The 18541-nt window shown below is 43.0% G+C and carries 16 protein-coding genes; 10 read left to right on the forward strand and 6 right to left on the reverse strand.

Features of this window, described 5'->3' with window-relative positions; genetic code table 11:
- Positions 1–5: 5 nt before the first annotated feature.
- Positions 6–305 (reverse strand): YbaB/EbfC family nucleoid-associated protein, encoded by a 300-nt coding sequence (locus AC4CS8_RS01345; protein WP_493893189.1) that lies wholly within the window; start codon positions 303–305, stop codon positions 6–8.
- Positions 306–572: 267 nt separating this feature from the next.
- Between AC4CS8_RS01345 and AC4CS8_RS01350 the strand changes: the two genes are divergently transcribed.
- Positions 573–1742: an SIS domain-containing protein gene (locus AC4CS8_RS01350; RefSeq protein WP_493893190.1), complete on the forward strand. Its 1170-nt coding sequence runs from the start codon at positions 573–575 to the stop codon at positions 1740–1742.
- A 41-nt stretch (positions 1743–1783) separates the two neighbouring features.
- On the opposite strand, the gene AC4CS8_RS01355 is transcribed toward AC4CS8_RS01350, so the two are convergent.
- Positions 1784–4054 carry a Xaa-Pro dipeptidyl-peptidase gene (locus AC4CS8_RS01355; RefSeq protein ID WP_493893858.1) on the reverse strand — a complete coding sequence of 757 codons (2271 nt, stop codon included), beginning with the start codon at positions 4052–4054 and terminating at the stop codon, positions 1784–1786.
- Between the two features lie 144 nt (positions 4055–4198).
- Here AC4CS8_RS01355 and AC4CS8_RS01360 point away from each other — a divergent pair, with 144 nt between their 5' ends.
- From AC4CS8_RS01360 to AC4CS8_RS01370, 3 genes are read left to right on the forward strand one after another with little or no spacing between them, the layout of a single operon-like run.
- Positions 4199–4930 (forward strand): CppA N-terminal domain-containing protein, encoded by a 732-nt coding sequence (locus AC4CS8_RS01360; RefSeq protein ID WP_493893191.1) that lies wholly within the window; start codon positions 4199–4201, stop codon positions 4928–4930.
- Complete coding sequence (locus tag AC4CS8_RS01365) at positions 4927–5871, forward strand: serine hydrolase domain-containing protein (protein WP_493893192.1); 945 nt, start codon at positions 4927–4929, stop codon at positions 5869–5871. The genes AC4CS8_RS01360 and AC4CS8_RS01365 overlap by 4 nt, the downstream gene beginning before the upstream one ends.
- Complete coding sequence (locus AC4CS8_RS01370) at positions 5868–6407, forward strand: DUF1697 domain-containing protein (RefSeq protein ID WP_493893193.1); 540 nt, start codon at positions 5868–5870, stop codon at positions 6405–6407. The genes AC4CS8_RS01365 and AC4CS8_RS01370 overlap by 4 nt, the downstream gene beginning before the upstream one ends.
- 259 nt (positions 6408–6666) lie before the next feature.
- On the opposite strand, the gene pflB is transcribed toward AC4CS8_RS01370, so the two are convergent.
- Positions 6667–9012 (reverse strand): formate C-acetyltransferase, encoded by a 2346-nt coding sequence (gene pflB / locus AC4CS8_RS01375; RefSeq protein ID WP_493893194.1) that lies wholly within the window; start codon positions 9010–9012, stop codon positions 6667–6669.
- 186 nt (positions 9013–9198) lie between these two features.
- Here pflB and dinB point away from each other — a divergent pair, with 186 nt between their 5' ends.
- From dinB to AC4CS8_RS01395, 4 genes are all read left to right on the forward strand, one after another.
- Positions 9199–10266: a DNA polymerase IV gene (gene dinB, locus AC4CS8_RS01380; RefSeq protein ID WP_493893195.1), complete on the forward strand. Its 1068-nt coding sequence runs from the start codon at positions 9199–9201 to the stop codon at positions 10264–10266.
- Between the two features lie 42 nt (positions 10267–10308).
- Positions 10309–10728: an Rrf2 family transcriptional regulator gene (locus tag AC4CS8_RS01385; protein WP_493893196.1), complete on the forward strand. Its 420-nt coding sequence runs from the start codon at positions 10309–10311 to the stop codon at positions 10726–10728.
- A gap of 134 nt (positions 10729–10862) precedes the next feature.
- Positions 10863–11489 carry an NAD(P)-dependent oxidoreductase gene (locus AC4CS8_RS01390; RefSeq protein WP_493893197.1) on the forward strand — a complete coding sequence of 209 codons (627 nt, stop codon included), beginning with the start codon at positions 10863–10865 and terminating at the stop codon, positions 11487–11489.
- Between the two features lie 98 nt (positions 11490–11587).
- On the forward strand, positions 11588–12508 hold the full coding sequence (locus AC4CS8_RS01395) for a 1-phosphofructokinase family hexose kinase (RefSeq protein ID WP_493893198.1): 921 nt from the start codon (positions 11588–11590) through the stop codon (positions 12506–12508).
- A gap of 119 nt (positions 12509–12627) precedes the next feature.
- Here AC4CS8_RS01395 and recD2 read toward each other — a convergent pair whose 3' ends face one another.
- The 3 genes from recD2 to rnhC form a co-directional block, all read right to left on the reverse strand.
- Positions 12628–15117, reverse strand: a complete 2490-nt coding sequence (recD2, locus tag AC4CS8_RS01400; protein WP_493893199.1) for an SF1B family DNA helicase RecD2 — start codon at positions 15115–15117, stop codon at positions 12628–12630.
- A 68-nt stretch (positions 15118–15185) separates the two neighbouring features.
- On the reverse strand, positions 15186–15812 hold the full coding sequence (lepB, locus tag AC4CS8_RS01405) for a signal peptidase I (RefSeq protein ID WP_493893200.1): 627 nt from the start codon (positions 15810–15812) through the stop codon (positions 15186–15188).
- A 24-nt stretch (positions 15813–15836) separates the two neighbouring features.
- Positions 15837–16721: a ribonuclease HIII gene (rnhC, locus tag AC4CS8_RS01410; protein WP_493893201.1), complete on the reverse strand. Its 885-nt coding sequence runs from the start codon at positions 16719–16721 to the stop codon at positions 15837–15839.
- A gap of 84 nt (positions 16722–16805) precedes the next feature.
- Here rnhC and AC4CS8_RS01415 point away from each other — a divergent pair, with 84 nt between their 5' ends.
- Both AC4CS8_RS01415 and AC4CS8_RS01420 read left to right on the forward strand, forming a co-directional pair.
- Positions 16806–17789: a Gfo/Idh/MocA family protein gene (locus tag AC4CS8_RS01415; protein WP_493893202.1), complete on the forward strand. Its 984-nt coding sequence runs from the start codon at positions 16806–16808 to the stop codon at positions 17787–17789.
- A 50-nt stretch (positions 17790–17839) separates the two neighbouring features.
- On the forward strand, positions 17840–18118 hold the full coding sequence (locus AC4CS8_RS01420; protein ID WP_493893203.1) for a hypothetical protein: 279 nt from the start codon (positions 17840–17842) through the stop codon (positions 18116–18118).
- Positions 18119–18541 lie beyond the last annotated feature (423 nt).

The following is an 18541-nucleotide window of genomic DNA, read 5'->3' on the forward strand; positions in this document are numbered from 1 at the left end:
GTCATCTAAAATGGAAGTTTACCAGCAAAAGCCCCCATGGCTTTTTTTGTTGCTTCATCAATTTGATTAAGCGCGTCATTAAAGGCTTGGATTGTCATATCTTGTAAAGTTTCGACATCTTCTGGATCAACAACAGCTGGATTAAAGCTGATGTTCGTCACTTTTTTATCTCCAGTGACAGCTACCTGTACTAAATCTTGAGCAGATTTTCCGTAGAAAGTTGTTGCTGCCAGCTCAGCCTGCTTACTTTCCATTTGTTTTTGCAACTTTTGAGCTTGTTTCATCATATTTTGCATATTCATCATAAGATTTTTTAGATTCCTTTCCTATCAAGGGTTTAGACCCTCTTGTTAAATTTTCCTTGCCTTATTATTAAAAATGACAAAGGCAGAGGCGGTTTCTTGTATAGTTTATATTATATCATGTTTAAAAAATAACTCAAAATTTGTCCAATTAAAAAAGTTAGGGCTCACTATCAAATTACATATATCAATCTATTTTTAATTTGACTTTATAAATGCTTTCTTGTATAATAAAATAAAAACTGGTTATAACCAGCAAGGAGGTCTCCTATGTTTCAGCTACCAAAGGAAAAATTAGAGAGTCTCGGTGCTATTATCACAGCGACTGAGATTTATCAACAGCCAGGATTATGGAAGGAAGCTTATCAGCTCTATCTAGATCAGCTATCAAAAATTGAAGAATTTTTAACAAGAATCCAACAGAAACATGAATTTGTCCATGTTATCTTCACAGGTGCAGGAACTTCGGACTTTGTTGGTCAGTCTATTGTCAATTATCTCAATCAAGTAAATGATTTAAAAGCTATTCGTTTTACAAGTGTTGGAACGGTTGAATTAGTTAGTCGTCCGTATGATTATCTGCAAGGAGATCTTCCAACTATCTTGGTATCCTTTGCTCGTTCAGGGAATTCTCCAGAAAGTTTGGCAGCGGTAGAAATTGCTAAGCAGCTGGTAGAGAATCTGTATCAGATTACCATTACTTGCGCAGCGGATGGTCAGTTAGCAGTGACTTCTGAAGGAGATGTAAATAATCTCTTGCTTCTCCAGCCAGCTGGCTCAAATGATAAGGGCTTTGCCATGACTGGTAGTTACACCTGTATGTCCTTGACTGCTCTACTGGTCTTTTCTCCAGCTAGCCAAGAAGAGAAGGCTACTTGGGTTGATATCATTGTTTGCTTAGGACAAGACGTTTTGGATCGCGAAGATTATGTTCAAGAGCTGGTAAATCTAGATTTTGAACGTGTAATCTATCTGGGTGCAGGTGGTTTTTATGGCTTGGCTCACGAAGCACAACTCAAGATTTTAGAGTTGACAGCAGGTAAGATTGCGACTATGTACGAATCACCTCTTGGTTTCCGTCATGGGCCTAAATCTCTCATTAACGAAAAAACCATTGTCATTCTCTTTGCGTCAAATGATGACTATACTCGTCAATATGATGTTGATTTGCTCAATGAAGTGCATGGAGATGGGATTGCAGAGCGAATCGTTGCCTTGTCTGCAGATCCACTAGCAGGAACAGAAGCACCAAACTTTGTTCTAACAACAGGTGGAGAAGATTTACCGGATGTCTTCTTGACCTTCCCTTACATCTTATTTGGACAAACCTTTGCGATTATGACAGCTATTAAGTGCAAAAACTTACCTGACACGCCGTCTCCAACAGGGACTGTGAACCGCGTAGTGCAAGGGGTGACCATTTATCCTTTAGATAAATAGATATTCAAAAACGAGTTGCAGATGCAGCTCGTTTTCATGTTTTACTGAATTGGAAGATGGATAGCAGATTGTTCCAAATCAACCGAAATGGTCCAGTCACTATTATCTCGAACAGTGCATTCAAAGTCAGTCGTGTAGAGAATGAGCTCTAGCACATCGCCTTTTTCCAATCGATAGATGGTTGGCTGTAGTTTCCAGCTCACATCCATCCATTTCTCAGGTACCACTTCTTCAATAGTCATCAGGTCCGTGCGGTTTTGAAGGTTCATAAAGCCCTTGGTGACCAAGCGTTGTGGCATATCTACATAAGGCAATTCCATCAGATTTTCTTGGGCATGGTAGCGACCATTATCTAGGCTCAATCGCGTTTTAGGTGCTGGGATTGGGGCCAGGCGTTTTTTGCTTCCCTTGTCCAATAGCTGAGCAGATAAGAGGCCTTTAGCCACACTTGAAGCGACACGGAGGTTGAGTGTGACTTGCCCATTAAGCAGGAGGTCCTCTGAGATAGGCAATTCAATGCTGATTTGGTTGGCCTTGCCTGCATAGAGGTCTTGGTGGAAACTTGGATAGGCCTTGCCGTAGCGGTCAAAATCTTCTTGGGCATACTGATTGGATATGGTTTGGTTTCCCGCTCCAAGTGGTAAAACAGTCTCCTTCTCACCACCAAACGTTTCAAGCGTTGTCCACGTTTGTTCACCGCTATTATCTTGCCAGATAACAGGAGGCAGTTGATAGTCGTTCTCATGACCAAGTAATTTCTGACTGAGCAAGGCGTTCATAGACTCGCGGAAGTCGATGGATTGCCAGTTGTTCATGTAAACGTGGGCACCGTTGTGGAAGAAGAGGTACTTCTGGATGTGGCTTGGAAGAGCATGGAACATATTCCAGACATGGATTGGCTTGACATTCCAGTCCTGAGATCCGTGGGTGAAGACCACTTCACATTTGACCTTGTCAGCGTGGAGCAGGTAGTTGCGGTCATGCCAGTATTGGTTGTAGTCGCCATTGGTACGGTCAAGGGCGGCACGTTCTGCGGTCAAGCCAGTTTCATAAATCTCTTTGTTGCGGAGGAAATCTCCTGCTTGTAGGCTCTTAGAATAGGTCAGGGCGGTCAAGCTGTCCAAGTCCTCGCCAGGATAGCCACCTGGGCTGGTTACCAGTCCGTTTTCACGGTAGTAGTCATACCAAGAGGAGATCCCTGCTTCTGCGATAACGACTTCTAATCCGTCCACGCCAGTTGTTGCCAAGGCATTGGACATGGTGCCAAGGTAAGAAAGTCCTGTCGTCGCCACCTTACCATTGGCCCAATCTGCCTTGACCTCTAGCGAGCGGGTGTGGTCTGTATAAGCCTTGGTGCGACCGTTAAGCCAGTCAATCACCGCTTTATAGCCTTCTACCTGCTGATAGTCGCCAGATGTCATGTAGCCAGTCGAGCCAAGTGTGCCGACACCAGAAATATGGAGGCTGGCGAAACCACGAGAGAGGAAGTAGTCATTGAGGGAGTAGGACGTGATGTGCCCTAGTTTTTCAGTAGCAGGGCTGATAGGTAGGTCCCGCTTATCCAATTCCAGTTTGTCAATGGTAGTCGATTGAACTTGAATCCTACCGACAGGTTTTTCAGCCAGTTCACCCTCCATTTTATGTAGAGCCTTATCGCTGGCTACATCATTAACACCTTGATGATAAGGGCTGTTGGTGATGACTGCAGGGATTTTTCCGTCAAAGTGAGGACGGAGAATGGAAACCTTGACCAAGTCTGTCTGACCACTTTTAGCTGTATCAACAGGGGTTTCGACATAGACTACTTCACGAATAAGGTTCTTGGTTGAAAAGGTTGCTAGAGACTTACCATTGAAGAAGTGGTATTGGTTATCTTCAGGAATCAGGTCATCGCTGACCAGCTGGTCAATCAAGGTATTGCCAGACTTGGTACGAGTGTTGAGGAGCTGGTAGAGATTTTCGATGATGTCTCCATAGACGATTGGAAAGTTAGTTTTTTCTACAAAGTCCATTACATCGGTGTAATCGACATTTGGCACAAAGCCCAGCAACTGAAAGGCAACCTGATAGAAAATCTGGTCAGTCAGTTCACGACCAGACTGGAAGAAGGTCAACAGGTCCGTATCCCAATCCGCAATCAAGTTGGATAGGACAAAGTTGGTGTTGGCTGTCAGGAAATGACACTTTCTAACAAATCGTTCAAGGGTATCGCGTGCTTGTTCTTGCTCATTTAAGAAAAAACCGATTGAATGGAGTTCTTCTACTTGCTTTTGAGAGTGGCTAGGGATATAGGAAAATTGATTAAAACGCATGGTTATCCTTTCTTCAGTAGCTATTTTTTCCATTATACCATAAGCTATTTTTTTCTGTTTTTACTAAGTGATTCTACGCAAAAATATTTGTCAAAAGTAGGGTTTTATAGTAAGATGGAAAGGTACGAAATGTGAGGAAACGAGATGCTTAGAGAAGAATGGATTGTACCTGTTTTGCGGATCAATAACCGATTCGTTAATCAGGAATTTTTGGAAAAAACAATCGGATTAAAAACACACCTAGAAGAAGGAGCCTTCGCCGAATTTACTGGTCATGGTTCTGGAGATGTCCGTCTGGTCTTGCAAGAGTCACCGAGTATGCGGACACGTGCTGTGAAGGGGCTGAAAAAGTTAAAGAAATTAGTTCTTAAGGTTGCTAATCCTAGAGAGGTTGAGGGGATCTTGGCCCGAGGTGGTCAGTTTACCAAGCTCTATAAAGGGAAACTTGGGTATGGATTTGAGGCAGTATCTCCAGAGGGAGATTGTTTCTTGATACATGGTGAATCATCACAGGCAGATCTTGTGGAGACTTTGCCACCTGTTGCCTTTGTGGCGCCAGAAGATTTTACCGGTTTAACTGAGTTTGTGGTGGAAGAAATTGTCATCCGAACCCCCCAAGTAGCAGTCAGCCAAGCTTTTTATCAGACTGTTTTACCAAATCAATCTGTCCTAGTCTTTGAAGAGGCAGAAGGAGTAGACCTACTGACCGCTGCGGAAGAGGTTTGGGACTTGGACAGTTTACGTGTTGCGGTAGAGGTAGATTATAACTGGGCAGACTTGGAAGATAGATTGCCGGCAGGCTATTTCAAGGATAAAAAGGATCGTTTTATCCAAACGGTTGATCCAAGCGGAATTGAATTGTGGTTTGAGAAATGAGACAAATAATTTTAGATAAGATTTCAGAGCAGATTGAACAGGGAGTTTACCCTGGTGCCAGTCTGGCTCTTTTTTCTAAGGGACAATGGCAGGAATATTATCTTGGAACACAAGATGGAGAGACTCCTGTTGAGGCAGGCCTGACTTATGATTTAGCTTCCGTTTCCAAGGTGGTCGGTGTTGGAACGGTCTTGATTAAGTTGATTCAGTCGGGGAAGGTCGAACTAGACAAGCCTTTGCAGGTCTATTATCCAGCATTTCAGGATGCCAGTGTGACCATTCGGGACTTGGTCACTCACACCTCTGGGATTGATCCCTATATTCCAAATCGGGATAGCTTGGACTTTGCGGGCTTAAAAGAGGCGATTCACCAGATAAGTGTTACGGATGACAAGGCCTTTCGTTATACAGATATTAATTTGATTTTGCTGGGCTTCATGCTTGAGGAACTCTATGGACAGGACTTGGACAAGATTTTAGATCAAGAAGTTTTTATACCTTGGGGATTGACCCAAACCAGTTTTGGTCCTGTGGTAGAGGCAGTCCCTACAGTCAAGGGAGAAGAGGCAGGTATGGTGCACGATCCCAAGGCCAAGGTGCTAGGGACACACACGGGTTCTGCGGGGCTTTTCTCGACCTTGTCAGACTTACAGGTCTTTTTAGAGTACTACCTGACAGATGATATTGCGGCAGACCTGACGGTTAATATCAGTTCGTCTAAGTCTCGTTCAATCGTCTGGAACTTAGAGGAGGGTGGTTGGCTAGACCATACAGGTTATACAGGTCCTTTTGTTTTGTTCAATCTTGACAAGCAGTTAGCGGCGGTTTTTTTGACCAATCGGACCTACTATGAGGATGATCGTCCCTTATGGATTGAGCGACGGCAGGACTTGTTTGCAGTCATCAAGTCTGCTCTGGAGGAAGAGGGAGGATACAGATGATGCGGTATGTTCTACTCTTGCGTGGCATCAATGTCGGCGGAAAAAACAAGGTGGTGATGAGCAAACTCAAGTTACTTCTGCAGGGGCTTGGCTATGAGCAGGTGACCAGCTACATCAATAGTGGCAATTTGTTTTTTACTAGCGACCGTAGTCAGATAGTCTTACAGGAGGAATTAGTGACCTTGTTTGCGGAGCACTATCCTTTTGTAGCAGCTTTTAGTCTGCTCAATCAGGAAGAATATGAGCAGGAAGTGGCTCATTTGCCAGCTTGGTGGCAGGAGGATATGGCTCGCAAAGATGTCCTCTTTTACACAGATAGAAGCCAGAAGGCTTTGATTGAGGACTGGGTGAAGCACTTGGACTTAGGTGAAGAAGTTATTCACTTTGGGCAAACCGCTCTCTTTTGGGGCAAGTGTAATGAGGGATCGTATTTGCAGACGGCCTATCATAAAAAGCTGGGCAATCAAGCTTTTTATAAGAGTCTGACCGTTCGCAATCATAAGACCTTTGCTAAGTTGGCAGAGTTTTTGAAGTAATTACTATTCTTCAAAAATCAAAATCATCTGTTTTCAGCTTGTATTGGTGAACCCTAGTTTTACATTGGGTTCTATAACACGAACAGCGGTTGTTTTATTTTCTATGATTTTCCAGATAACTGAAACTAGGTTAATTTTGATTATCATTGAATATAAGGAACCATCCCTGCTTGGCAGGGATTTTTTAATAGAGGGTGTAGCCTTTTTCTATTTTTATATAGCAAAAAGGACTTGCTACTGCAAATCCTTTTTTGTTTGATTAAGCTTGACCTGAAACTTCAGCAGCGTGGTCGTCCATTGAAAGAACTTCGTGGAAGACACGTTGAGTCAATTCAGTTTTTTGCTCTTTTGTGAGGTATTTAGTGTTTACGCAGTATCCAGAGATACGAACGATAACATCTTCACCTGCCATGATCTTATCATAAACATCGTTCAAGTCCATAACGTTCAAGTTAACGTGCTGGCCACCTTGCTCGAAGTATCCGTCAAGGATTGTTACCAAGTTGTTAACTTGCTCATCGAATGTTTTACCAAGTGCTTTAGGAGATACTTGAGTAGTCAATGAGATACCGTCATTGGCATGTTTGAAGTTAAGTTTAGAAAGTGTGTTCAAGTTTTGCAACCAACCACCACGAGATTTAGAAGTTGGGTTTGCACCTGGTGGGAAGAATTCAACTTTAGAAGTGTTTACAGAACCATCTTCGTTAAGGAATACACCGCGGTGAACTGGTGAGTTAGCTGTTTGTTTAGAGTAAGCAACGTTTGAAGTGATTGTCAAGATAGACACAGTTGCTTCAGCATTCTTATACAATTTATGCTTGTTCAAGCGAGAGAAGAATGCTTCCATGAGCCACTTAGCGATATCATCTACACGGTCATCGTCTTCACCGTAACGTGGGAAGTCACCTGTTACTTCGTAATCGTAGATGAAGCCATCTTCGTCACGGATAGGTTTAACTTGTGCGTACTTGATAGCTGACAATGAGTCAACAGTGTTTGCGAAACCACAGATACCGAAGCCCATGTTTGCACGAAGATGAGTTGGCAAGAAGGCCATTTGAACTGCTTCGTAGTTGTATTTGTCAGTCATGTAGTGGATGATGTTCATGGCATCGACATAAGTATCAGTCAACCAGTCAAGGGCTTTTTCAAAGTTAGCAATAACTTGATCGTAGTCAAAGATTTCAGAAGTGTTTGGTTCAACACCGTCAAATACTTTGTAATCTTTGTGAACATCGTCGTAACCGTTGTTCCAGCTTGAAAGAAGAGCTTTCAATACGTTTACACGCGCACCGAAGTATTGGATGTTGTGACGTTTGTCTTCGCTTTCTGGGTCAAGTGGAGATACACAGCAAGAGATACATGACATTTCACCGTATCCATCTTTCGCCATTGTTGTTACACCTTCATACTGGATAGAAGAGTGCTTGTGGCTCATTGCCATACAGTAGCGACGGAATGAATATGGAAGTTGATCAGACCAAAGAACTGTCAAGTTTGGTTCTGGTGAGTTACCGATATTGTCAAGAGTGTTCAAGAAACGGTAGTCCATCTTAGTAACACGGTGACGACCGTCGTTACCCATACCTGCCATAGATGTAGTCAAGAATGTTGGGTCACCAGAGTAGATTTCGTCGAAGGCTTTTGTACGAGCGAATTTCACTGTACGAAGTTTCAATACGAAGTCATCTACGAATTCTTGGATTTCAGATTCAGTAAATGTACCACGAGCTAAGTCACGTTCTGCGTAGATGTCAAGAACGATTGGCACACGACCAAGAGAAGTTGCGGCACCGTTGATAACACGACATACTGCCATGAAGGCGATGTTTGTCCATTGGATTGCTTCTTTGGTATTCATCGCAGGTTTGCGAACGTCAACACCGTAGTGATCACCTAAACGAACAACTTGTTGCAAGGCTTGGTACTGCATGTTGATTTCTTCGCGAAGACGGATTGATTCTTCGTCGATCTCAGTGATAGCGTTCCAATCAGCTACTTTTTCTTCCATCAAGTAGTCTGCCCCGTAAAGTGCCAAACGAGCGTACATACCGATGATACGACCACGTGAGTATGCATCTGGAAGACCAGAAACGTGGTGTGAGTGGCGAGCACGACGGATGTCAGCTGTATAGGCACGGAAGATACCGTCGTTTACAGTTGTAGTGTGTTTTGTGTAGATTTCATGAAGAAGTGGGTCAGGAGTATAGCCGTTTTCGATAAGAGTAGTTTCAGCCATACGAATACCACCACGTGGCATGAAGTTGAGTTTGAAGAGCTCATCGTTTTGAATACCGAAGATGACTTCGTTCTCTTTATCAATGAAACCTGCTGGAATATCAGCGATAGAAGTAGCACGATCTACGTCCATTGGGAAACGAGTGTCTTCGTAACCAGCTTTTGTTTCCTCAATGATTTTTTTGATATGAAGTGAACGCTCAGTTGGACCTGCAAGGAAGCTTTCATCTCCATCGTATGGAGTATAGTTGGCTTGAACGAAGCGAGTTACGCTTGCTTTATCTTGCCAGTCTGTACCTTTGAAGCCTTCCCAGGCTTGGGCGAAAATGTCTTCAGCAACATTTTTTGTTTTAACTTTTGTTGACATGAGGGTTCTCCTTTTATTCATTTGGCTTTCGCCTAGATAAGCATATTATACCACTTGCTGCCTCTTTCTACAAGGCAAAAAACCTTGAAAATAAATGAAAGGATTTTCTGGTACTTTCATCGCTTTCAAAATCTGTTTTCGAGAGAAAATAACTAGAAATTGATATAATAGAGTAAAGGAGACAAGATGCTGATATTTCCACTTATCAATGATACATCTCGAAAAATTATTCATATTGATATGGATGCCTTTTTTGCAGCCATTGAGGTCAGGGATAATCCTGATTTAAAAGGCAAACCTGTTGTTATAGGAGCAGATCCGAGGTTGTCCGGTGGTCGGGGAGTGGTGTCGACTTGTAGCTACGAGGCGCGTGCCTTTGGGATTCACTCGGCCATGTCTTCGAAAGAGGCTTATGAACGTTGTCCACAAGCCATCTTTATTTCTGGAAATTATGAAAAGTACCAGGAAGTGGGGCGACAAGTAAGAGAAATCTTCCATCGCTATACTGACTTGGTGGAGCCTATGTCGATTGACGAGGCTTACTTGGATGTGACAGAAAACAAGCTGGGCTTGACTTCGGCAGTCAAGATTGCTAAGCTCATTCAATACGATATCTGGAATGAACTTCATCTGACAGCCTCTGCGGGTGTTTCTTATAATAAATTTCTCGCCAAAATTGCCTCCGATATGGAAAAACCGCATGGTCTGACCTTGATTTTGCCAGAAGAGGCGGTCAGTGTTCTTGCTTCCTTGCCTGTTGAAAAATTTCACGGTGTGGGTAAGAAAACAGTGGAACGCTTGCATCATATGGGTGTTTATACTGGGCAGGATTTGCTGGAAATACCAGAGATGGTTTTGATTGATACGTTTGGACGCTTTGGCTATGATTTATATCGTAAGGCAAGGGGCATTTCAAATAGTCCAGTGAAACCTAATCGAGTGCGCAAGTCTATCGGTAAGGAAAGAACCTATCGCAAGCTTCTTTATCGTGATGAAGATGTGATGAAAGAGTTGGTCAGCCTTTGTCAGCGGGTGGCTGCTAGTTTGGAAAGAAATGAGAAAAAGGGTCGCACAGTTGTGCTGAAAGTTCGTTATGGTGATTTTTCTACCTTGACAAAACGCCATAGTCTAGATGAGTACACTGATCAAGTGGATGTGATTGAAAAAGAGGTTCGTCAGTTAATTGAAGAGATTGGACAGCTTGAAAAGGGTATTCGCTTGCTCGGTGTGACTGTGACCAATTTTCAAACTTGAGTTCTGATGAGGTCTGTGATAGACTGAAAAAAAGGAGAAAAAATGCAAATTTCAAGTCGATTTACCATTGCCAGTCATATCTTGGTGTTGCTGGCTCTAGAGGGAGAAAAAGAAAAACAGACCAGCACCAGCATTGCAGGCAGTGTCGGTGTTAATCCTGTCATTATTCGAAATATTTTGGCGCAGCTCAAACAGGCTAGATTGGTTCAAGTGGCGCGTGGTGTTGGTGGCGCTCGTTTGGCTCAAGCCCCAGAAGACATCACTCTCTTACAGGTTTATCAAGCAGTTGAGCTATTTGGAGAAAAAGGTCAACTCTTTGCCTTTCATGAACAGCCCAATCCGAAGTGTCAAGTAGGACGAAATATCCACCCTCTGTTAGATAATCGTTTAGAGGAGGCTCAGCATGCCTTGGAAAAGGAACTTGGCAAGACGACAATCGCTGATTTATTGGCGGAATTATAAACTGAGTATTCAAATAAAGTCATCTTTTTGATGATTTTTTTAAAAACTTCAGTTGTAATACTTGACATTACAACTGAATAAGGTTATACTGTCGTTGTAAACAAAATTATTACAACAAAAGTGAGGAAAAAATTATGAAATTAGCTATTATCGCAGCAAACGGTCAAGCAGGTCAATCCATTGCCAAAGAGGCAGTGAAACGCGGTCATCAAGTCACAGCCATTGTGCGTTCTGAAAACAAAAGTGCTGCTCAAGAAGTTCTTCAAAAAGACGCCTTTGCTTTGACTAAGGAAGATCTAGCAGGTTTTGATGTGGTCATTAACGCTTTTGGTGCATGGACACCAGAAACACTTCCAGATCACGCCCGTCTTGCTAGCCACCTAACAACTATCCTTGCTGATAGCCCAACTCGTCTTTTGGTGGTAGGTGGAGCAGGTAGCCTTTACCTTGATGAGAGCCAGACCGCTATGCTCAAGGATGCACCAGATTTCCCAGCAGACTATCTTCCAATCGCTGAGGCCATGGGTGCAGGTCTTGATATTTACCGTCAGGCGACAGCTGTCAACTGGACCTATATCAGCCCAGCAGCAGATTTTGATGCCCAAGGACCAAAAACTGGTAACTACACACTTGCTGGTGAAGTTTTCCAAGTCAATGCCCAAGGTGAAAGCCACATTAGTTATGTAGACTATGCTTTAGCCCTAGTAGATATTGTGGAAAAAGGTGGCTACCAACAAGAACGTATTTCCGTATTTGCATAATGATTGTAGAAAAGATAGTTCCTATTTGGAATTATCTTTTTTATCCCATCAAAAAATGATATAATAACATATATAAAACAAAAAACAGGAGAAGAAATATGATTCACTTGATTTGCCCAAATCCAGCCTTGGACCGTACCTTGCTGATCGATAAGATTGAAAAAAACATTCCCCTACGTCCGACGGAGGTCAAAGATTATCCTGGTGGGAAGAGTTTTAACGTTGCCTATGCTCTGCGTGAAAATGGGGTGACCGACTACACTATTCATACCATTTTAGGTGGACAGATTGGTCGCTACATCCAAGACCTCAATGCTGAGAAAGGAAATGCCTTGCAGGTCCTTGAAAATAGTCAGAACACGCGGACTTGCAACATTTATGTAGAAACCAGTACAGGCGATGTCGTGCTTTTCTATGAAAAAGGGTTTGAATTAACACCTGAGCTATTGGAGCAATTCACAAAACAGATAGAAAATAGCCTACAAGCAGGGGATATCTTGGTCTTCTCAGGTAGCCTGATGAAAGGCATGCCAGATGATTATATAAAAAGCTTTATTGAAAAATATCCAGAGGTCATGACTATTGTTGATACCAGTGGACCAGCTTTACAGGCAGCCTATCAAGCTAGGCCAGCCCTTATTAAAATCAATAATGAAGAGCTCAAAGACATTTATCCAGACTTAGATGAAGAAAGTCCAGAGGATATTTTACGGATACTGAAAGAAGTTACACCGCATGAAAATATCATTATTACTATGGGAGGAAAAGGCAGCTTAGCCAAGAGCGGTCAGCGTTTCTTCCGTATTCAATCCCCTAAGAAAGAAACACGCAATCCAATTGCGGCAGGGGATTTTTATCTGGGGTTGCTAGTAAAAGGAATCAGCCAAGGGCAAGAGCCAGAAATTTTCTTGAAGGAAGCGGCAGCCTTTGCGACAGCTAATTGTTTGAATTATTTTCCAGAGGTCCAAGCAGAACAGTTTGAGGAGATTTTTGGAAAAGTGGAGCTAGAGGAGCTTTAGTTTTATTCACTTTCTTGACCCTCGGATTGTTAGCATAGTGAAAAATGAGGAAAAGTAAATGAGCCGTGGTTGATGATAAAAGAGTAAAAACCAGCAAATCTACTCTGACTTGCTGGTTTCTATGTTTTAAAAAATTCTTCAATATCTTCCTGACGAATTCCTATCATAGGGTCTATGGTCAACAGGTTGTCTACAGTCAAAATGTATTCTGTGGGTTGCTTATTTGTTGTTTCTGGCTCATCTTGGTCAAGAAGGGAGAGTTGTTGGCCGTTTTCTTCAGCAGGTTTAACTTGTTTTTTACTTTCTGGCTGAGAAGCGGTCTTGGTTGGGCTAGGTTGAATTGTTTTGCTTTCCAAATCATCAACCACTTGTTTTTCGCTACCTTGCTCTGCCATTTCCCCTTGGAAACGTGGAACCAGGTAAGTTTTTCGGATAGTCCCAGCGTTTTTGACAGCGTAGTCGAAGGCGGAGATTTCGCCTAGGAGAATGAGCTTGCTCTTGGAGCGGGTGATGGCTGTGTAAACCAAATTGCGCTGGAGCATGCGATGGCTGGAACGAGTGATGGGGAGGATGACCACCTGAAACTCACTACCTTGAGATTTGTGGATGGACATAGCATAGGCCAAAGTAATCTTGTACCATTCGTTGCGGGGGTAGGTCACCTCGCTACCGTCAAAGTTGATGGTAATTTCGTCCTGTTTAGAGTCGGTGTACTTGGCAGGGAGAAGGTCGGTGATGTAGCCCAAGTCGCCGTTAAAGACATTGGCTTCAGCATCGTTAACTAGATGGATAACACGGTCACCTTGGCGAAGGGCTTGCTCGTTGTGTAGGAACTCTAGTTCGCCATCTTCTAGAGGATTGAGCAGGGCTTGGGTCATGGTGTTGAGTTGGTCAATGCCTGCGGCCCCTCGGTACATGGGAGCGAGGATTTGTACCTCGTTTGCAGGGATACCTGATTTGATAGCTGCGCCGACAATACGTTCAATCATGGTTGGAATTTGTTCGTTTTGAGCTTCAAAATAGGAGCGGTCAGCCTTTTTCTCACGGAAATCGCTTGGCAAAGCCCCTTGACGAATCTGGCTAGCTAGAGTGACAATTGTCGAATCATCGGATTGGCGATAGATGCGTTCTAAGGTAATGCTAGGTAGTTTATCAATCTTTAAGAGGTCAGCTAGGACTTGTCCAGGACTGACAGAAGGTAATTGCTCAGCATCTCCAACGATGAGAACTTGGGTTTGTGAAGAGATGTTCTGGAAAAGTTGATTAGCAAGCCAAGTATCCACCATGGAAAATTCATCCACGATGATAAAATCAGCTTCCAAATAATCATCTCGGTAGGATTCTTCCTGTCCTTCTACCAGACCAAGATGGCGGTGGATGGTGGCAGAAGGTAACCCAGTCAATTCATTCATGCGTCTGGCTGCTCGACCTGTTGGAGCAGCAAGGAGAACGGGGCATTCTTCACGGTTTCGTGTCAGGTCAATCTTATGCAAGATGGCATAAACAGCGATAATGCCATTGATAACCGTTGTTTTGCCTGTACCAGGCCCACCTGTTAGGATAAAGAGGGGATTGGTGATGGCTTGTACAATGGCTTCTTTTTGGATGTCATCATAGGTCAGGGAGGACCTGCTTTCCAGCTCTGCTATGGCAGCCTCGACGTCTGCGCGTGGAAAGGGTTTGAAACCGTTTTTCCCCATCAGGCGTGTTAAGTTTGTATGAATGCCTTGCTCGGCAAAGTAGAGGCTGTTGTCGAAAATTTTCGTTCCTTCCTGCTGGACCTTGCCATCTTCTATCAGACCAGTCAATTCTTGGGCGACAGCAGCAGGGTCTAACTCAAGATGGCGGGATTTTTCCAGCAGTTCAAGGGTAGCCTCCAGCAAATCTCTGGCCTCCACATAGGTATCACCTGTTTCCATGGAGCGATGAATGAGGCTAAAGAGCATGCCAGCCCTGAAACGCTGGGGCGAGTCGCTAGCAATTCCTAGGTTCTCAGCAATCCTATCGGCAATAGTAAAGCCAAGCCCTTGGACATCCTCGACTAGTTGGTAGGGATTTTCCTCGATGATTTGGAGTGTTTTTTCCTTATATTGGTCTTGGATTTGAAAGGCTAGTTTATTGGGAATGCCGTATTCGGCCAGCTTGGCTAGTATCAATTCTGTTCCATAATTCAGACGGAGTTTTTCAACGAAAGCCTGCATGTTTTTGCTGGAAAGACCTGTGATTTGGGTCAATTTTTCAGGCTCGGCTAAAATCTTGTCAATGGTGTCCTCACCATAGAGATCGACGATTTTCTCAGCAGTTTTTCGACCAATTCCCTTGAAATGGTCACTGGAGAAATACTTGACTAGACCAGCGGAGGTAGGCTTGCTGCGTTCGTAACGGATAATTTGCAGTTGCTGGCCGTATTTGGGATGGGTGACAAGGTTACCATAAAAACGATAATCCTCTCCCTCAATGACATCGGCAATAGTCCCAGTTACAATGATTTCATAGTCGTCATAGTCGGCGTTAGTTTCCTCTATTTCTAGGAGGAGAATTTTATAGAAATTACTAGGATTTTCAAAAATAATCCGGTCAATGGTACCAGTAAAATAAACTTCGTTCATAGAAAATAGTTCCTAAAATAGTGAAAAAATAAGTTTGGAACGGACTTGCTCCAAACTTAGAACCTGTATTAGTCGACAGTTCCGATACGGTTAAGGGGCCATATACGGAAGAGGATTTCTCCTTTGATTGCATCAGCTTTAAAGTTACCGACATAGCGACTATCTTTGGATACGAGACGGTCATCTCCGATCAAGAAATATTCTCCTTCAGCTACGGTTACAGAAAAACTAGCGTTTCCAGCTGCGTCAATTGTAAAAGCACTGGCTTTGGATGCGATTTCTTGAAATTGTTTATTGTAGGAATAGGTAGATTGGAGTTTGTCTTTTTGAAATGCGGCTAGATATTCATCTAAGTAGGGTTCGTCTACTTCTTTGTCATTGACATAGAGAACATCGTTTTCATATCGGATGGTATCACCTGGCATGCCGATGACGCGCTTAACAATCAGTTTTTCTGTGCCGTTTTCATCTGTTTCACTGGCGACAACAATATCGAAACGTTGAATAGAGCTCGTCTTAATCATGAGAAGTTTTTCCTGATCTTGAAGAGTAGGATCCATGGAGTGTCCATCAACAGAGACAGGACTCCAAATGTAGATACGAGATAAGAGAAAGGCAGTGATGAAGAAGATGAAGAGTCCCCATTCGGCTAAGAAGGTGAAGAGGAAAAATTTTCCATTTGATTCGTTTGACATAGAGTTAGAAACCTCGTTTTTAGTTTACAATTTTTGGGCTTTTTGTGTATTGGCAAAGTGGAGTTTGGCAGTCTCATTGAGGCCAGCCATACCATATTGTTTTAAAATACGTGCTGCGACTTGGTCTGACTTACTACCAGCACCGGATGGTAGTGTCAATCCAACTACTTGTCCTAGTTGTTCCAAATTCTCCAGAAACATGCTTCTTGCAATGATGGATGAAACGGCAACAGCTAGATATTTCCCTTCGGCTTTTTCTTCCAGAGTAACCGGGTTGGTAAATTGATTTGCCTCATTCTTCAAATATTTTTTATAATTTTGGCTAGAAGTAAAGGCGTCAATGACAATTTTCTCAGGCCGAGCTCCTTTTTGTAGGAGGAGGTAGATAGCCTGATTGTGTAGGGCGACCTTGACTGACACTGCATTATAGCCCTGCTCGATAACCTCGTTATATTTTTTCGGGGACAATAGCAGAGCTTGGTGGAGGATTTTTTCTTTTAAGAGTGGTGCGATTTGGCAGATTTTTTGGTCTGTCATCTTTTTGGAATCATCCACACCAAGCGACTTGAGAAAGGCATGGTCTTCTGGACGGACAAAACTAGCAACGACTGCCAAACCTCCAAAATAAGACCCGTTTCCAACCTCATCGGTCCCAATCATGGGCAGGTTTTGACCAGGATTGGTCGTCTGTTCAGAGCCTTCTGGTTCATAGCCCCAGAGTCCTGCTTCCTGCTCTGCCATTTCCCCCTGAAAAACGACTTTTCCAGAAGTGTAGATGGACAGGCTGGCACCAGTCAGTTTGAAAAATGCTTCTATGTAAGGATTTTTGCTGGTCTGCCGATAGCGGTCATAGTGAGCCATCATGGCTTGTTTTTGCTGGCTAGATGCCTTTAGTACAACGGTATTCATGTTCTTATTGTAACACAAATGCTAGTTAGAGTGTGCAGAAAAGGGTGGAATTTACTATAATGGTAGAAGAAAGTGAGGTACACTATGGAAGTGCAAATGAAGTATAAATGGGCGACTCTGGGAACAGGTGTTATTGCTAATGAACTGGTTCAGGCTTTACAGGCTATGGGAGGAAATCTTTATTCGGTAGCCAACCGCACCTATGATAAGGGTGTGGAATTTGCACAGAAATACGGAATTGAGAAGGTCTATCAGGAAATCGATGAAGTGTTCGAGGATCCTGAGGTAGACATCATTTACATCTCTACGCCGCACAATACCCATATTAACTATTTACGCAAGGCTTTGGCAGCAGGCAAGCACGTTCTGTGTGAAAAATCGATTACGCTTAATGCAGAAGAATTGGCAGAAGCCATTCAGTTGGCAGAAGAAAATCAGGTGATCTTGGCAGAAGCCATGACTATTTTCCACATGCCAATTTATCGTCAGTTGAGCCAAGTGGTTGCCAGTGGCAAGCTTGGAGATTTGAAGATGATTCAGATGAACTTTGGCAGCTACAAGGAATACGACATGACCAACCGTTTTTTCAATAGGAACTTGGCAGGCGGGGCCCTCTTGGATATTGGTGTTTACGCTCTGTCCTTTGTCCGTTGGTTTATGACAGAAAAGCCTAGCCAGGTCTTGTCACAGGTTAAATTGGCTCCGACAGGTGTTGACGAACAGGTAGGTATCTTGCTCAGCAATGATGCAGGAGAAATGGCGACCATCGCTCTGACCCTTCATGCCAAACAGCCAAAACGGGGCACTATTGCCTACGACAAGGGCTACATCGAGCTTTACGAGTATCCTCGTGGGCAGAAAGCGGTGATTACCTACACAGAAGATGGTCATCAGGAAGTGATTGAGGCTGGCGAAACAGCCAAGGCCCTTGCCTATGAAGTGGCCGATATGGAAAAAGCTGTCGCGGGCATCGAAAACACTATGCACCTAGCATTTACCCAAGATGTCATGGAGATCATGACCCAACTCCGTAAAGAATGGGGCTTGGTTTATCCAGAGGAGATGTGAGCCGAATTGGCGTGTCTTCATAAGTTTATTTAAATTAGAAAAGAGGGAAAATGAAACTAATCATCCGTCCTGAGAATGCTGAAATTTTACAAAATAAGCTTCTTTTACCTAGTCTTATACATATGATAATGTTGAAACATTCGTCAATCACACAAAGGCCTCTTTATCAAGAACCGCTTATAGAAGATGATGCTATTTCCATACGGTTAGTCACAGAAAAAGAATTGTCCAGTGAACAAGATGAGGAAGTGAGAACGAAGATATTTAATCTACTGAACTACTTTTTTATCATGAGTGAGGAAAAAGTAGAGATTCTATGGGAGAATTGAATAGGGAAGGTTCAGTTTTGTTTAAGCAAACTGGCTTATACTATACCTATCCTAAAATTTTTCTTTTTCATAATCTCCTAGAAACATCTCCGATTTAGTCGGGGGTGTTTCGTTTTTATCTATTAGTCCTTCTCGTTTTCTAAGTAGGACCAAACTTACCATATTTTCTGGTGCTTTCCTGAGGATTGTTGTATACTGATGGTAGATTACAAATAGTTGGAGGTAGTTGCTATGTATTTTAAAAAAGAATATATATTATTTATGTCCCTTGTTTTAACTGGGGTCATGTTTCTCTGTACAAGTGCCATTCTATTTTATCTGACAAATATGCATATTATAGCGGACGATGTATTTGGATTTGTAGGTATTCTTATTTCATTGAGTTTTACGACTTTTCTACTACCTACACTATTTCTACTATCC

This window comes from Streptococcus sp. NSSLK0004 (assembly GCF_059039125.1).

Bases quoted from the DNA above. Each gene is read 5' to 3' on its own strand.
- AC4CS8_RS01385 (WP_493893196.1), top strand. From the start codon at position 10,309: ATGCAAATTTCAAGTCGATTTACCATTGCCAGTCATATCTTGGTGTTG.
- dinB (WP_493893195.1), top strand. From the start codon at position 9,199: ATGCTGATATTTCCACTTATCAATGATACATCTCGAAAAATTATTCAT.
- AC4CS8_RS01345 (WP_493893189.1), bottom strand. From the start codon at position 305: ATGATGAATATGCAAAATATGATGAAACAAGCTCAAAAGTTGCAAAAA.
- AC4CS8_RS01415 (WP_493893202.1), top strand. From the start codon at position 16,806: ATGGAAGTGCAAATGAAGTATAAATGGGCGACTCTGGGAACAGGTGTT.
- lepB (WP_493893200.1), bottom strand. From the start codon at position 15,812: ATGTCAAACGAATCAAATGGAAAATTTTTCCTCTTCACCTTCTTAGCC.
- AC4CS8_RS01395 (WP_493893198.1), top strand. From the start codon at position 11,588: ATGATTCACTTGATTTGCCCAAATCCAGCCTTGGACCGTACCTTGCTG.
- AC4CS8_RS01365 (WP_493893192.1), top strand. From the start codon at position 4,927: ATGAGACAAATAATTTTAGATAAGATTTCAGAGCAGATTGAACAGGGA.
- rnhC (WP_493893201.1), bottom strand. From the start codon at position 16,721: ATGAATACCGTTGTACTAAAGGCATCTAGCCAGCAAAAACAAGCCATG.
- AC4CS8_RS01390 (WP_493893197.1), top strand. From the start codon at position 10,863: ATGAAATTAGCTATTATCGCAGCAAACGGTCAAGCAGGTCAATCCATT.
- AC4CS8_RS01420 (WP_493893203.1), top strand. From the start codon at position 17,840: ATGAAACTAATCATCCGTCCTGAGAATGCTGAAATTTTACAAAATAAG.
- AC4CS8_RS01355 (WP_493893858.1), bottom strand. From the start codon at position 4,054: ATGCGTTTTAATCAATTTTCCTATATCCCTAGCCACTCTCAAAAGCAA.
- AC4CS8_RS01360 (WP_493893191.1), top strand. From the start codon at position 4,199: ATGCTTAGAGAAGAATGGATTGTACCTGTTTTGCGGATCAATAACCGA.
- AC4CS8_RS01350 (WP_493893190.1), top strand. From the start codon at position 573: ATGTTTCAGCTACCAAAGGAAAAATTAGAGAGTCTCGGTGCTATTATC.
- pflB (WP_493893194.1), bottom strand. From the start codon at position 9,012: ATGTCAACAAAAGTTAAAACAAAAAATGTTGCTGAAGACATTTTCGCC.
- AC4CS8_RS01370 (WP_493893193.1), top strand. From the start codon at position 5,868: ATGATGCGGTATGTTCTACTCTTGCGTGGCATCAATGTCGGCGGAAAA.
- recD2 (WP_493893199.1), bottom strand. From the start codon at position 15,117: ATGAACGAAGTTTATTTTACTGGTACCATTGACCGGATTATTTTTGAA.